The sequence below is a fragment of the Achromobacter sp. 1011811831 genome (assembly GCF_059760905.1).
Genome location: NZ_JCBANG010000123.1, coordinates 1 through 14,134 on the forward strand (window position 1 = coordinate 1; position 14,134 = coordinate 14,134).

Annotated in this window: 11 protein-coding genes and 1 pseudogene; 9 read left to right on the forward strand and 3 right to left on the reverse strand. The window is 68.3% G+C overall.

The window, feature by feature from the left end; genetic code table 11:
• Positions 1 to 477 (reverse strand): annotated as a pseudogene (locus AC6LJ9_RS28230) (hypothetical protein); the annotation flags it as partial.
• A gap of 177 nt (positions 478 to 654) precedes the next feature.
• On the opposite strand from AC6LJ9_RS28230, the gene AC6LJ9_RS28235 reads away from it, so the two are divergent.
• The 4 genes from AC6LJ9_RS28235 to AC6LJ9_RS28250 all read left to right on the forward strand — a co-directional run bounded on the left by AC6LJ9_RS28235 (position 655) and on the right by AC6LJ9_RS28250 (position 5,952).
• On the forward strand, positions 655 to 1,887 hold the full coding sequence (locus AC6LJ9_RS28235) for a lipoprotein-releasing ABC transporter permease subunit (RefSeq protein ID WP_498150133.1): 1,233 nt from the start codon (positions 655 to 657) through the stop codon (positions 1,885 to 1,887).
• Positions 1,880 to 2,569, forward strand: coding sequence for a lipoprotein-releasing ABC transporter ATP-binding protein LolD (gene lolD / locus AC6LJ9_RS28240; protein ID WP_498150123.1), 690 nt, complete (start codon positions 1,880 to 1,882; stop codon positions 2,567 to 2,569). The genes AC6LJ9_RS28235 and lolD overlap by 8 nt, the downstream gene beginning before the upstream one ends.
• A gap of 108 nt (positions 2,570 to 2,677) precedes the next feature.
• Positions 2,678 to 3,496 carry a TatD family hydrolase gene (locus AC6LJ9_RS28245; RefSeq protein WP_498150124.1) on the forward strand — a complete coding sequence of 273 codons (819 nt, stop codon included), beginning with the start codon at positions 2,678 to 2,680 and terminating at the stop codon, positions 3,494 to 3,496.
• A 218-nt stretch (positions 3,497 to 3,714) separates the two neighbouring features.
• Positions 3,715 to 5,952: a TonB-dependent receptor domain-containing protein gene (locus tag AC6LJ9_RS28250; RefSeq protein ID WP_498150125.1), complete on the forward strand. Its 2,238-nt coding sequence runs from the start codon at positions 3,715 to 3,717 to the stop codon at positions 5,950 to 5,952.
• 70 nt (positions 5,953 to 6,022) lie between these two features.
• Here the strand turns inward: AC6LJ9_RS28250 and AC6LJ9_RS28255 are convergent, their stop codons facing one another.
• Positions 6,023 to 7,408 (reverse strand): sensor histidine kinase, encoded by a 1,386-nt coding sequence (locus AC6LJ9_RS28255; protein WP_498150126.1) that lies wholly within the window; start codon positions 7,406 to 7,408, stop codon positions 6,023 to 6,025.
• A 2-nt stretch (positions 7,409 to 7,410) separates the two neighbouring features.
• Positions 7,411 to 8,118, reverse strand: coding sequence for a response regulator (locus AC6LJ9_RS28260; RefSeq protein WP_498150127.1), 708 nt, complete (start codon positions 8,116 to 8,118; stop codon positions 7,411 to 7,413).
• Between the two features lie 214 nt (positions 8,119 to 8,332).
• Between AC6LJ9_RS28260 and AC6LJ9_RS28265 the strand changes: the two genes are divergently transcribed.
• The 5 genes from AC6LJ9_RS28265 to AC6LJ9_RS28285 are packed head-to-tail and all read left to right on the forward strand — an operon-like array spanning position 8,333 to position 14,103.
• Complete coding sequence (locus tag AC6LJ9_RS28265) at positions 8,333 to 10,369, forward strand: ligand-gated channel protein (RefSeq protein ID WP_498150128.1); 2,037 nt, start codon at positions 8,333 to 8,335, stop codon at positions 10,367 to 10,369.
• A 14-nt stretch (positions 10,370 to 10,383) separates the two neighbouring features.
• Entirely contained in the window at positions 10,384 to 11,328 is a 945-nt protein-coding gene (locus AC6LJ9_RS28270) for a siderophore ABC transporter substrate-binding protein (RefSeq protein ID WP_498150129.1), read from the forward strand.
• A gap of 30 nt (positions 11,329 to 11,358) precedes the next feature.
• Positions 11,359 to 12,345: an ABC transporter permease gene (locus AC6LJ9_RS28275; RefSeq protein WP_498150130.1), complete on the forward strand. Its 987-nt coding sequence runs from the start codon at positions 11,359 to 11,361 to the stop codon at positions 12,343 to 12,345.
• The gene (locus tag AC6LJ9_RS28280) at positions 12,338 to 13,348 is read left to right on the forward strand and encodes an iron chelate uptake ABC transporter family permease subunit (RefSeq protein WP_498150131.1); all 1,011 of its coding nucleotides are present in this window, start codon (positions 12,338 to 12,340) and stop codon (positions 13,346 to 13,348) included. Before AC6LJ9_RS28275 ends, AC6LJ9_RS28280 begins: the two co-directional genes overlap by 8 nt.
• Complete coding sequence (locus tag AC6LJ9_RS28285) at positions 13,345 to 14,103, forward strand: iron ABC transporter ATP-binding protein (RefSeq protein ID WP_498150132.1); 759 nt, start codon at positions 13,345 to 13,347, stop codon at positions 14,101 to 14,103. Before AC6LJ9_RS28280 ends, AC6LJ9_RS28285 begins: the two co-directional genes overlap by 4 nt.
• The last annotated feature ends 31 nt before the right edge of the window (positions 14,104 to 14,134 follow it).

Consider the following 14,134-nt stretch of genomic DNA (forward strand, 5'->3'; position numbering starts at 1 on the left):
GGCGGTGGCCGGCCGCAGTCCTTCGGGCAGGCGCAGGCGCCAGCGCCGCGCGTCCAGCGGCTCGGCCGCGAAGCCGGTGCCGTCGAACAGCGGCCGGACGGTGTCGTACAGCGCAGCGCTTTCCTCGGCGCGCAGGTCCATCTGGTCCGGATCGGCCAGCATGGCCTGGTCCGCGCCCAGCGCCAGGTGCGCCAGTTCGGCCAGCCAGACCGGCTCGCCGTCCTGGGGCTGGTCCTGCGTCAGCAAGGGGCCCAGGCCGGCGCCCAGGGGCAGGCCGGTCTCGGGCTGGTGGCCGGCGCGGCGCAGTTGCCAGGCTTCGAAGGCGGTACAGCCGTGCGCGCGCAGGTCGTAGGGTTCGGCGCGCGCGGCGCCGGCCTGCAGCCAGACGTGCAACGCGGGGGCGCGCTCGGGCAGCAGCTTGGCCAGCTCGGCGGCCACGGGGAGGGCGGGCAGGGCGCCCGGTATCACGATCAGCATGGGCGGGATTGTAGTCTGGCGATGACGGGAACTAAGGCCCGACGGCGCCTGCCATAGGTGGATACGCCTGGTCTTGGAACCGCACATCCGCGGCCCCGATTTCCTGGCCGTTAATGCAATAATGCGCTCGTGCTGAAAATACCCTACGAATTCTGGATCGGCGCCCGCTATGCCGGGCTGGCCCGGATCCGCCAGCGACGCGGTCGCCGCGATCGCTTCATCTCCTTTGTCGCCGCGAGTTCGATGGCGGGCATCGCGCTGGGCGTCGCCGCCCTGATCGTGGTGCTGTCGGTCATGAACGGCTTCCAGAAGGAAGTGCGCGACCGCATGCTGTCGGTGCTGCCGCACATCGAGCTCTACATACCCGGCGCCGCGCCCGAGCGCGTGCTGGACCAGTGGCGGCAGTACGCCGACGCCGCCAAGAAGAATCCCGCCGTCAAGGCCGGCGCGCCCTTCGTGGCGGCGCAGGGCATGCTGGTGCGCGGGCAGGCGCTGCGCGGCGTGCAGGTGCGCGGCATCGATCCCGCGACCGAGGGCGGCGTGTCCGACCTGCCCAGGCAGATGGTCACGGGCAAGCTGTCCGACCTGAAACCGGGCGGCTTCGGCGTGGTGCTGGGCAACGAGCTGGCCGACGGCATGGGCGTGAAGGTCGGCGACACGTTGATGATGATGGCGCCGCAAGGCTCGATCAGCCCGGCCGGCTTCGCCCCGCGCATGCGCCAGTTCACCGTGGTGGGCGTGTTCTCTTCCGGTCACTACGAATACGATTCCTCGCTGGCCTTCGTCGACGACGAGGACGCCGCCCGCGTGTTCCGCGACAGCGGCACGGCCGGCGTGCGGCTGCGCGTGGCCGACATGCAGAAGGCGCCCGAGGTGGCCGCCGAGCTGGCCCAGGTACTGCCGCCCTACATGATGGCCAGCGACTGGTCGCGCAACAACCGCACCTGGTTCGCTGCGGTCAAGACCGAAAAGCGCATGATGTTCCTGATCCTGGCGCTGATCGTGGCGGTGGCCGCGTTCAACCTGCTTTCCTCGCTGGTGATGGCCGTCAAGGACAAGCAGTCCGACATCGCCATCCTGCGCACGCTGGGCGCCGGGCCAGGCGAAGTGGCGCGCATCTTCCTGGTGCAGGGGGCGCTGATCGGCGTCATCGGCACGCTGCTGGGCGTGGCCGGCGGCATCGTCATCGCCTACAACGTGGACGTGATCGTGCCTTTCATCGAACGCCTGCTGGGCGTGCAGTTCCTGCCGCGCGAGGTGTATTTCATCAGCGCCTTGCCGTCCGACCCGCAGGTCAGCGATATCGTCACCATCGGCCTGACCTCGCTGGTGCTGTCGCTGCTGGCGACGCTGTATCCCAGCTGGCGCGCCGCGCGCCTGCAACCCGCACAGGTGCTGCGCCATGATTGATTCCGCCACCCCCGCGCTGCAGGCCGATCAGCTGGTCAAGTTCTACGACGAAGGGCCGACGCGCATCGACGTGCTGAACAACGTCAGCCTGACCGTGGCGCGCGGCGAGATGGTCGCCATCGTCGGCGCCTCGGGCTCGGGCAAGAGCACGCTGCTGCACATCCTGGGCCTGTTGGACGTGCCGTCCAGCGGCTCGGTCTCGGTGGACGGCAAGCTGGCCGTCGGCCTGTCCGAGGCGCGCAAGAGCGCGCTGCGCAACCAGAGCCTGGGCTTCGTCTATCAGTTCCACCATCTGCTGCCGGAATTCTCGGCGCTGGACAATGTCGCCATGCCGCTGATCGTGCGGCGCCAGGACCGCGAACAGGCCCGCGCCGCCGCGCGCGAGGTGCTGGGCATGGTCGGCCTGGCCGCGCGCGAAGAGCATTATCCCGGCCAGCTTTCCGGCGGCGAGCGCCAGCGCGTGGCGCTGGCGCGCGCGCTGGTGACGCGGCCGGCCTGCGTGCTGGCCGACGAGCCCACCGGCAACCTCGACCGCCATACCGCGCACAATATGTTCGAGCTGCTGTCGCGCGTGAACCGGGAATCCGGCACGGCCTTCGCCATCGTCACGCACGATCCGGAGCTGGCGGCGCGCGCCGACCGCCAGCTGCTGATGGAAAACGGCCGCCTGGTTTCGGGCTGATCGTTTTCGCGCCGTGAGTCCGGGCGGACGCCGCTTGCGCGTCCGATGGACTTGCCGGCGCGCCTTCCGGGCAGGCGCGGGCGCATAATGCCCACCAGGAGCCCGCGCATGCTGATCGACACCCATTGCCATCTTGACGCCGCCGAATTCGACGCCGACCGGCCCGAGGTGGCCGCGCACGCGCTGGCGGCCGGCGTCGGCGCCATCGTGATCCCCGCCGTCGAACGCGCCAACTTTGGCGTGGTGCGCGACCTGGCCCGGCGCACCGCCGGCGGCGCCTATGCGCTGGGCATCCATCCGCTGTACGTCGAACGCGCGGATGAAGGTGATCTTCAGGCTTTGCGCGAGGCTGTCCAGGACGCCATCGACGATCCGCGCTTCGTCGCCATCGGCGAGATCGGGCTGGATTTCTTCGTGCCGGAGATCGCCTCCGGCGCGCCGCGCGAGCGCCAGGAACATTTCTACGCGGCCCAGCTGGCGCTGGCCGCCGAATTCGGCCTGCCGGTGCTGCTGCACGTGCGCAAGTCGCAGGACATCCTGCTCAAGCACCTGCGCCGCCATGGCCGCATCGGCGGCATCGCCCATGCCTTCAACGGCAGCGCGCAACAGGCGCAGGCCTTCGTCGACCTGGGCTTCGCGTTGGGCATGGGCGGGGTCATGACCTACGAGCGGGCATTGCAGATCCGCCGCCACGCCACAGACATGGCGCTGGAGCATCTGGTGCTGGAAACCGACGCGCCGGACATTCCGCCTGCCTGGCTGCATCCGCCCGACCGGCGCAACCGGCCGGGCGAGCTGGCGCGCATCGCGGGCACCCTGGCGCAACTGCGCGGGCTGACGCCGGAGCAGGTGGCGGGGGCGACGACGGCCAATGCCTTGCGGGTACTGCCCAGGCTGGCCGGGGCCGTGGGACTGACGCCCGCCTGAGATCTTTTGTCCCGATTTGTTAGGGCAAGATCGTGAAAATTGTCGTGTAAATACGTCGTTTTTATCAGATTTTTCTGAAATCTGTCATTTATCTGAATAAAACCTGACAAATAATTGAATGAATTAATGGGAATAAATACCATTGGCGTTCGCTATATGAACCCAAGCCCAGCGCCCTGCGCGCCGTTCCTGCGGGAGCGGTTTTCCTGGTTATTCCCATGTCCACGCATATCCGTTCCAACGGCTCCAGGCGAGCCCGTGCCACCCCCGTCTTTGCGCTACGCCAGTTCCCCCTGGCGTTGGCCCTCGCCGCATCGGGCGCCGTCCACGCCCAGGGCGCGCAGGACGGCGTGACCCACCAGCTCGATTCCGTCGTGGTCACGGCGTCGGGCTTCGAGCAGCAGATCAAGGAAGCGCCCGCGTCCATCTCGGTCATCACGCGCGAGGAACTCGAAACCAAGCCCTTTCACAACCTGGCCGATGCGGTGGCCGATGTCGAGGGCGTGACGGTCGAGCGCGGCGGCAAGGCAGGCGGCATGAACATCAGCATCCGCGGGCTGCCCAGCGATTACACGCTGGTGCTGGTCGACGGCAAGCGGCTGAACCAGAACAGTTCCGGCGCGCGCCCCAACGGCTTTGGCGACGTTGACACCAACTTCATCCCGCCGATGGCGGCAATCGAGCGCATCGAGGTCGTGCGCGGCCCGATGTCCACGCTCTATGGCTCGGACGCCATGGGCGGCGTCATCAACATCATCACCCGCAAGGTCAGCCAGGAATGGATCGGCCAGATCACGCTGGACGGCACCGCGCAGGGCGATAACCGCTTTGGCAACAACTATGGCTCCGCCTTCTACCTGAGCGGCCCCATCGCCACCGACAAGCTGGGCCTGACCGTGCGCGGCGGCCTGTACCGGCGCCTGAGCGCCAACGGCAGCTATCCGGTCAACCAGGCGGAATACAACAGCGGCAAGTACACCGGCGACATCGCCGGCTTCAGCGGACTGGGCGACAGCCTGCAACGCAACCTGGGCCTGCGCCTGGCGCTCACGCCCAACCGCAACCACGACATCCTGTTCGACATCGACAGCAACTGGCAGGTCTTCGACAACGCCAATGGCGAACTGGGCACGCTCAACAGCAGCGTGGCCAGGAACCGGCAGGGCGGCGGCTACGAGCCCGAAATGCGCTTCAACCGCCAGCGCTATGCGCTGACGCACCTGGGCCGCTACGGCGGCTCGGTCAGCTCCGACACCAGCCTGGTGTACGACACCACCGAGACGATCGGCCGCACCAATCCCATGAACGCGCCGCGCCAGCCGACCGACGGCGCCAAGCGCGACCTGGAATACGACAACTGGGTCTTCGACACCAAGTGGACCATGCCGCTGTTCAACGAGCGCCACAGCCTCACCATGGGCGGTCAGTGGCGCGAACAGAAGTTCAAGGACACGCTGGTTTCGGCGCCGCTGAACCTGAGCCAGTACCAGTGGGCGCTGTTCGCCGAGAACGAGTGGCGTATCGTGGACGACCTGGCGCTGACCCTGGGCGCGCGCTACGACCGCAACGAGCAGTTCGGCGGCAAGTGGAGTCCGCGCGGCTACCTGGTCTGGAACGCCACGCCGGCGTGGACCTTCAAGGGCGGCGTGAGCAAGGGCTACAAGACGCCGGACATCAACCTGATGACCGACGGCATCATCGGCCTGGGCGCGCAGGGCACCCGGCCGCTGCTGGGCAACTCGCAGCTGCGTCCGGAAACCAGCACCTCGTCGGAACTGGGCGTGGTCTACGACGACGGCGCCGGTCTGACCGGCAACCTGACGGCGTTCCACACCCGCTTCAAGGACAAGCTCGACAGCCAGAACGTGGCCAATTGCCGCGCCAGCAGCGGCCCCGTTCCGGGGTGCATGGACCTGGGCGTGTGGGAGCGCAACGGCGTGCCGGTGGACAATTTCTCGCAGCGCGTGAACGTGGATTCGGCGACCATCAAGGGCTTCGAGCTGGGCGGCCGCGTGCCGTTGTTCGAGGGCTGGTCATTCAACGCCAACTACACGCTGACCGCCAGCGAGGTCACGTCCGGCGCCAAGCAGGGCCAGCCGCTGGGATCGCAGCCGCGCCATGCGCTGAACCTGGGCTTGAAGTGGCAGGTCAACGACAAGTTCAGCACCTGGGTGCGCGGCGAATACCGCGCCAAGCAGTTCAACGATATGAACTGGGAAAAGGAGCAGGTGTTCTACAGCCCGTACTGGCTGGCCAGCCTCGGCGGCTCGTACGCGGTCAGCAAGAACGTGACCCTGTCGGCCTCGGTCTACAACCTGTTCGACAAGAACTTCGAGAACTACGGGCCGACCAAGACCGGTACCAGCGCGCCCACCGCCGCCACCAACTGGTCCAACTCGTACCGCCAGGTGCTGGAAGGCCGGCGCCTGTGGGTGTCGGCGAACATCACGTTCTGACCGGAGCGCAGGCAGGGTCCGGCGCGCGCCGGGCCGCCGGCCGGACCCTCGGTCTGGCCGGCGGGACGTTTCAAGTCGCGGCCAGCGGCAGCTCGATGCGCACGCTCAACCCCTGCGGCATCACATTGCTGGCCGAGATCCGGCCTTTGTGGGCGGCCACGGCCGCCCGCGCGATGCTCAGGCCCAGGCCGGCGCCGCTGCCCGCCATGGCCGCGCCCGAGGCGCTGCGGTAGAAGGGCTCGAACAGATAGCCCAGTTCCTGCTCCGGCACGCCGGGGCCGCGGTCCTCGATATCCAATTGCACTTCGTGCACGCCGGCCAGCAGGCGCAGGCGGATGCTGCTGCCTGTTGGCGCGTAACGCAGTGCGTTGCGCAGCACGTTCTCGATCGCGCTGGCCAGGCTCTCTCGGTCGCCCTTGATGCGCAGCGGCGCGGGCCGCTCCCAGGCAATGCCGACGTTACGGTCGCCCGCCTCGAAGCGCGCGTCCTCGACCACGGCGTCCACCACCTCGGCCAGATCGAGCATGCCGGCCGGTTCGGGCAGGGCGCCCATCTTCGCCAGCGCCAGCGTGTTGCCCACCAGCGCGTCCAGCCGTTCGCCCTCGCGTTCGATGCGGTCCAGCTGCAGGTCCAGCCGTTCGTCCTTGCGCCGCGCCAGTTTCACGGCCAGCTGCAGCCGCGCCAGCGGCGAGCGCAGCTCGTGAGCGATGGTGCGCAGCAGCTGTTCGCGCGTGCCGACCAGCGCCTGCAGGCGGCCGGCCATGGCGTCGAAGTCCTGTGCCAGCAGGCCCAGCTCATCCTTGCGCCGTGCCAGCCGGGCGGGTGTGCGCGCGTCCAGCTGGCCGGCCGACAGGGCCTGCGTGGCCAGCCGCAGGGCGCCCAGCGGCGCGGTGACGTTGCGCGTCAAGGCCCAGCACAGCGGCGCGGTGACGGCCAGGGCGAACAGCAGGATGGCGAGCGCGACGGGCGCCAGGCCGAGCAATTCCCAGTGGGAGGAATCGAAGGGCAGGAACAGCATCAGCAGCTCACTGCCGTCGGGCAGCGCCAACAGCTGCGGATCCCACCAGGACACGCGCACGCTTGGTGCGGGGATGGCGGAGGCCAGGAATGGGTCGCGCGGCGCGGCGCGATAGTCCTTGAGCCAATCGAGCAGGCGGGTGGGCAGGCTGCGTCCCAGCAGGTCATGGTCGTTGCCGTCGACCACGTAGATCTTCAGCGCGGTATAGCGCGCGTCCATGGCGCTGATCCAGCGCTCCAGTCCATCAGCGCCGTCGGTGCGCGCGATCTGCGCCGCGTCATAGGCCAGGCTGGCCGGATTCAGGCCATCCAGGGAATCCACGCGATACCAGGCCACCGCCGCCGTGAACAGCATGCCGCAGACCAGGATCAGCGCCATCGCGCTCCAGAAGGTCAGGAAGGCCCGCCAGAACAGCGAGCGCACGGGCAGCAATGGCATCGTCAGGCAGCCGCGAGCACGTAGCCCAGCCCGCGCAGGTTGCGGATGGCGGGCGCGCCATCGCTGTCCAGGCGCAGCTTGCGGCGCAGGCTGCTGATGTGGGTGTCGATGCTGCGATCGTAGCGGTCGGGCACGCGGCCCAGCGCGTACATGCCGATCTGGTCGCGCGCGACCACCTGGCCGGCCGTGCGCATCAGGATTTCCAGGATGCGCTGCTCGGCGCCGGTCAGCAGCACCTCGTCGGCGCCCAGTCGGGCGCGGCCGGAAGCCGGGTCCAGGCGCAGCGCGCCGACCGACAGGCCGGGCGGGGCGGCTTCGGGGACTTCATCGAAGCGGCGCAGCACGGCGGTGATGCGCGCCTTCAGCTCGCGCGGGCTGAAGGGCTTGGTCAGGTAGTCGTCGGCGCCGAATTCCAGGCCCAGCACGCGGTCCGTCTCGCCGCCGTGCGCGGTGAACATGATGACGGGCCGGCGCGAGCGCTGCCGGTATTGCTTGAGCAGGTCCAGTCCGTTGCCGTCGGGCAGCATCAGGTCCAGCAGCAGCAGGTCGAAATCCTGCTGGCTGGCCAGTAGCAGGCCTTGTTCGCAAGTATGGGCGAGCTCGAGCTGGAAATGGGCCGGTTCGAGATATTCGCGCAGCATCTGCGCGAGTTCGGCGTCGTCGTCGATCAGCAGGATGCGGCGCGCCGTCGGGGTAAGGAAAGTAGCCATGAGCGTTGTGCTTCTCGCACCCGGCAGTGTGGCCCATGGCCACATGCCGCAGCGTCAAGAAGTGCAAAGAACATAAAAGTTGCAGAAAGCGGGTTGCCGCCATCGGATCCCTCCCATTTTAATATGAGAATAGTTTTCATTATGAATCGTAAGAAGCAGGGGCAGCCGGCACGCGGGGGCGTGGCGGCCCACCTGGGACGGGAGCATCAGGAACATGAGCAGCAAGCAACTCGCGGCGTCGCGCCGCGTCATTGGCACGTCCACGCATTTGCGTACCCGCCTGGCGGTCGCGCTGTGCGCGGCCGGAGCGGGCGTTTCGGCCTCGGCCTCGGCCTGGGCCGATGGCCAGGACCGCGCCAAGGTGATGGATACGGTGGTGGTCACCGCCAGCGGCTTCGAGCAGCAGATCCAGGACGCGCCGGCCTCGATCAGCGTGATCACGCGGCAGGACCTGGAAAAGAAGTTCTACCGCGACGTGACCGACGCGCTGGTGGAAGTGCCCGGCGTGGTGGTCACCGGCGGCGCCGACCGCCAGGACATCAGCCTGCGCGGCATGGGCGCCAAGTACACGCTGATCCTGATCGACGGCAAGCGCCAGAACTCCCGCGAGACCCGCACCAACTCCGATTCCTCGGGCGTGGAGGGCGGCTGGACGCCGCCGCTGTCGGCCATCGAGCGCATCGAGGTGGTGCGCGGCCCGATGTCCTCGCTGTACGGCTCGGACGCGATGGGCGGCGTGATCAACATCATCACGCGCAAGGTGCCCAGTGAATGGGGCGGCGAGATCCGCATGGACTCGACCATCCAGGAAAGCAGCAAGTCGGGCGACATCTACCAGGGCAATTTCTACCTGGCCGGGCCGATCAAGAACGACCTGCTGGGCCTGCAGATATACGGCCGCGCCACGCAGCGCGACGAAGACAACATCCACGACGGCTTCCGCAAGCGCAACACCAACAGCGTGACGGCCAAGCTGGCGCTCACGCCCAACCGCGACCACGACATCGTGCTGGAGGCCACCACGGCCCGCCAGAAGATCCAGAACACACTGGGCAAGACCGTCGCGCCGCTGGCGCCGGGCGAGCGCTGCCCGCGCACGGGCTGCCCGGCCTCGTCCGAGACCGACTACCGCAGCAACAAGTGGGCGCTGTCGCACACCGGCCGCTGGGGCTGGGGCGTGTCGGACAGCTACGTGCAGCAGGAAGAGTTCGACAACCGCTCGCGGCAGATGAAGATCAAGAACCTGGACCTGCAGACCAGCTGGACCCTGCCGCTGGGTTCGCACACGCTGACGCTGGGAGGCAGCTACCTGAACCAGCGCCTGAAGGACCAGACCGGCAACCAGCTGGCCAATGGCCCCAACAAGGTCGAGCGCTACCAGTGGGCGCTGTTCGCCGAGGACGAGTGGCGCCTGACCGAGAGCTTCGCCGTCACCGGCGGGCTGCGCATGGACAAGGACGAGAACTTCGGCACCCACTTCAGCCCCCGGCTGTACGGCGTGTGGCACATGGCCGAGCGCTGGACCCTGAAGGGCGGCGTGTCCACCGGCTTCCGTTCGCCCGACCTGCGCCAGACCGTGGCGGGCTGGGGTCAGGTCAGCCGAGGCGGCAACATGTACGGCAACCCCAACCTGACGCCCGAGAAATCGGTGACCGAGGAACTGGGCATCCTGTACGACGACGGCGCGGGCTTCAACGCCGGCCTGACCATCTTCAATAACGACTTCAAGGACAAGATCACGCGCGTGGCTTGCTCGGCGTCGCAATGCACCGACGGGCCGAACCAGTTCGGGGCCAATCCCACGACCTACATGAACGTGGACAAGGCCTATTCCCGTGGCGTGGAAGCAAGCATGAAGCTGCCGCTGGCGGACGATTGGTCCATGACCAGCAGCTACACCTTCACCAAGTCCGAGCAGAAGACCGGCCAGTACCAGGGCCAGCCGCTGAACCAGCTGCCCAGGCACCTGTTCACCACAACCGTGAACTGGCAGGCGTCGGACGCGCTGCAGGCCTGGACCCGCATCAACTTCCGCGGCAAGGAAAGCCAGCCGATCACCGGCCCGTCCTCGTCGTCGGTGGTGGCGCCGTCCTACACCTTCGTGGACCTGGGCGGTTCCTACGCGGTCAACAAGCGCGTGTCGGTCTACGCCGGCATCTACAACCTGTTCGACAAGCAGGTCGGCTATGACGACTACGGCTATGTCGAGGACGGCCGCCGTTACTGGCTGGGCGTGGGCGTGAAGTTCTGAACCAGGAGCCATCGATGCATACCAACCAACTATCTACCCGCCGCCTGCTGGCGCGCGCCGCCGCCGGACTGACCCTGGCCCTGGGCATGGCCGCCGCCGCCGGCGCCGCGTCCATCCCCGTCAAGCACGCGCGCGGCGAGACCGCCGTGCCGGCCAATCCGACCAAGACAGTCGTGCTGGACCTGGCCGTGCTGGACACGCTGCACACGCTGGGCGTGGACGTCACCGGCGTGCCCGCCGCCGCCAAGCTGCCGCCGCAGCTGGAACAGTACGCGGACAAGCGCTACCTGAAGGTCGGCAGCATGTTCGAGCCGAACTATGAAGTGATCCACGCCGCCGCGCCGCAAGTGATCTTCGTGGCCGGCCGTTCCGCGCCCAAGTACGACGAGCTGTCCAAGCTGGCGCCCACCGTGGACCTGACGGTCGACGCCAAGGACCTGGTGGGCAGCGTGATCCGCAACGCCGAGCTGCTGGCCGCGATCTACGGCAAGCAGGCGCAGGCCAAGGAAAAGATCGACGCCCTGCGCGCCTCGATCGCCGCGCTGCACGGCAAGGCCGGCGCCGCAGGCACCGGCCTGATCGTGCTGACGACGGGCGGCAAGATGAGCGCCTATGGCCCGGGCTCGCGCTTCGGCGTGATCCACGATGCCTTTGGCGTGAAACCGGCCACGGCCGGGCTGAGCGTGTCCAACCACGGCCAGGCGATCTCGTATGAGTTCATCGCCCAGACCGATCCCGACTGGCTGTTCGTGATCGACCGCGACGCCGCCATCGGCCGCGAAGGCAGCTCGGCCCGCAGCATGCTGGACAACGAGCTGATCCGCCCGACCAAGGCCTGGAAGAACGGCCGCGTGGTCTACCTGAACAACTACAACTGGTACCTGCTGGGCAGCGCCGGCCTGTATGCCATGCAGCAGAGCGTGGACGAGGTCGCCCGCGCGCTGGCCGGGGCGAAGTAGCGGCATGGCCGGGAGCAGGGCGCTTTGCGGATGCAGGTGAAACCCGCCGGCGGCTGGGCCGGGCTGGAGGCCTTGCTGGGCCTGCTGCTGGTCCTGTGCGCGGCCAGCGTCAGCCTGGGCGCCGGGCAGCTGTCGTTCGACGCGCTGCGCGGCGGCCCCGAGGCCGAGCGCGCCTGGCGCCTGTTGCTGGTCAGCCGGGTGCCGCGCACGCTGGCGCTGCTGCTGGCCGGCATGTCGCTGGCGGTGGCCGGGCTCATCATGCAGATGCTGGTGCGCAACCGCTATGTGGAACCGAGCACGGCCGGCACCGTGGAATCGGCCACGCTGGGCATCCTGGTGGTGACGCTGGTGGCGCCCGATACGCCCGTCATCGGCAAGATGCTCACGGCCGCCGCCTTCGCCCTGGCCGGCACGCTGCTGTTCCTGGCGCTGCTGCGGCGCGTGCCGCTGCGCACGCCCTTCATCGTGCCGCTGATCGGGCTGATCCTGGGCGGCGTGATCCACGCGGCCACCACCTTCGTCGCGGTCCGTTATGACCTGCTGCAATCGCTGCACGCCTGGACCACGGGCGATTTCTCGGGCGTGCTGCGCGGCCGCTACGAACTGCTGTGGATCGGCCTGGGCCTGACCCTCGCCGCCTACCTGGCGGCGGACCGATACACCGTGGCCGGCATGGGCCGCGAGTTCGCCGCCAACCTGGGCCTGAAACATGCGCGCCTGATGCTGGCGGGCCTGCTCATCGTGTCGGCGATTTCCGCCGTCGTGGTGGTGACGGCCGGCAGCATCCCGTTCCTGGGCCTGATCGTGCCCAACGCCGTCAGCCTGCTGCTGGGCGACAACATGCGCCGCGCCATTCCCTGGGTGGCGATCCTGGGCGGCGTGTTCGTGCTGGCCTGCGACATCGTCGGGCGTCTGCTGATCCATCCGTATGAGATTCCCCTGGGCACGGTGGTCGGCGTGGTCGGCAGCGCGCTGTTCCTGTGGCTGCTGCATGGACGGAGGAACCGTCATGCCTGAGGCCCGCGCCGCCATCGCCGCGCCGCGCCCGCCACCGGCCGCCGCGCGGCGCGCCTCGCCCCAGGCGCGGCGCCTGTGGCTGCTGGCGGCCGCCGCCGTCGCCTGCATCGCGGCCTTCATGACGCTGGGCGCGCAGGGCGGCTGGTCCTTCATCCTGCCGTTCCGTGGCGGCAAGCTGCTGGCCATGCTGGCCGTGGCCTATGCGGTGGCGGTGTCCTCGGTGCTGTTCCAGACCATCACGCACAACCGCATCCTGACGCCCGCCATCATGGGCTTCGACGCGCTCTACCTGCTGATCCAGGCGCTGGTGGTGTATGTCTTCGGACAAGCGGCCGTGGCCACGGACCATCCGGTGGCGGCGTTCCTGCTGGAAGTCGGCGTCATGACGGCCTTCGCCTGCCTGCTGTTCCGCTGGCTGTTCGCGGACGCCGTGCGCAGCCTGCACCTGATGATGCTGGTGGGCATCATCTTCGGACTGCTGTTCCGCAGCCTGTCCAGCTTCGTGATCCGGCTGATCGATCCGAACGAGTTCCTGGTGCTGCAAGACCGCATGTTCGCCAACTTCAATTCGGTGCGCCTGGAATTGCTGCCGGTGGCGCTGGCCGTCATGGGCGCGGTGTCGCTGCTGCTGTGGCGCATGCGCAGCCGCTACGACGTGCTGGCGCTGGGCCGCGACATCGCCGTGAACCTGGGCGTGGATTACCGTCGCACGCTGCTGACGACGCTGGCGGCCATCGCCGCGCTGGTGTCCGTGTCGACCGCGCTGGTGGGACCGGTCACGTTCTTCGGCCTGCTGGTCAGCAACCTGGCCTATCAGCTGATGGGATCGGACCGGCATCGGCATACCCTGCTGGCCGCGATGCTGCTGGCGGTGGTGTTCCTGGTGGGCGGGCAGACGCTGCTGGAGCGCGTGTTGCGCTTGAACACCACAGTGAGCGTGGTGATTGAATTCCTGGGCGGGATCGTGTTCCTGGCCCTGATATTGCGCAGGGGGCGCCGGTGATCGATATCCAGAACGTCAGCAAGCGCTACGGCGACAGCGTGGTGGTCGACGGCGTGACGCTGGCGCTGCCGGCCGGCGGCGTGACCGCCATCATCGGCCCGAACGGCGCCGGCAAGTCCACGCTGCTGTCCATGATCAGCCGCCTGCTGCCGCTGTCCGAGGGCCGTGTCCTGGTGGAAGGCCTGGACGTGGCCCGCGCCGACAGCCGCGAGCTGGCGCGCCGCCTGGCCATCCTGCGGCAGGACAATCACCTGCCGCTACGCTTGATGGTCAGGGACCTGGTTGCCTTTGGTCGTTATCCGCACAGCGGCGGCCGGCTCACGCTGGAGGACAAGGAACACGTCGACCGCGCCATCAACTACCTGGAGCTGGAGCCCCTGGCCGACCGCTACCTGGACGAGATGTCCGGCGGCCAGCGCCAGCGCGCCTTCGTGGCGATGGTGCTGTGCCAGGACACGCGCTACGTGCTGCTGGACGAGCCGCTGAACAGCCTGGACATGAAGCACGCCGTCGCCATGATGGGCACGCTGCGCCGGGCGGCGGACGAGCTGGGCAAGACCGTGGTGCTGGTGCTGCACGACATCAACTTCGCGTCCTGCTACGCCGACCGCATCGTGGCCTTGAAGCAGGGCCGCGTCGCCTGCCAGGGAACGCCCGAGGAACTGGTGCGCACCGAGGTGCTGAGCGGGCTGTACGCGTTGCCGATCGCGGTGCACGAGATCGAAGGGCGGCGCATCTGCGTCTACTACCGTTGAAGGCCGCCGGCTCCCATGCATGGGAGCCGGC

Excerpts from the sequence above, each read along its gene's own strand:
- lolD (WP_498150123.1), top strand. The coding sequence starts at position 1,880 with ATGATTGATTCCGCCACCCCCGCGCTGCAGGCCGATCAGCTGGTCAAG.
- AC6LJ9_RS28245 (WP_498150124.1), top strand. The coding sequence starts at position 2,678 with ATGCTGATCGACACCCATTGCCATCTTGACGCCGCCGAATTCGACGCC.
- AC6LJ9_RS28250 (WP_498150125.1), top strand. The coding sequence starts at position 3,715 with ATGTCCACGCATATCCGTTCCAACGGCTCCAGGCGAGCCCGTGCCACC.
- AC6LJ9_RS28255 (WP_498150126.1), bottom strand. The coding sequence starts at position 7,408 with ATGCCATTGCTGCCCGTGCGCTCGCTGTTCTGGCGGGCCTTCCTGACC.
- AC6LJ9_RS28260 (WP_498150127.1), bottom strand. The coding sequence starts at position 8,118 with ATGGCTACTTTCCTTACCCCGACGGCGCGCCGCATCCTGCTGATCGAC.
- AC6LJ9_RS28265 (WP_498150128.1), top strand. The coding sequence starts at position 8,333 with ATGAGCAGCAAGCAACTCGCGGCGTCGCGCCGCGTCATTGGCACGTCC.
- AC6LJ9_RS28270 (WP_498150129.1), top strand. The coding sequence starts at position 10,384 with ATGCATACCAACCAACTATCTACCCGCCGCCTGCTGGCGCGCGCCGCC.
- AC6LJ9_RS28275 (WP_498150130.1), top strand. The coding sequence starts at position 11,359 with ATGCAGGTGAAACCCGCCGGCGGCTGGGCCGGGCTGGAGGCCTTGCTG.
- AC6LJ9_RS28280 (WP_498150131.1), top strand. The coding sequence starts at position 12,338 with ATGCCTGAGGCCCGCGCCGCCATCGCCGCGCCGCGCCCGCCACCGGCC.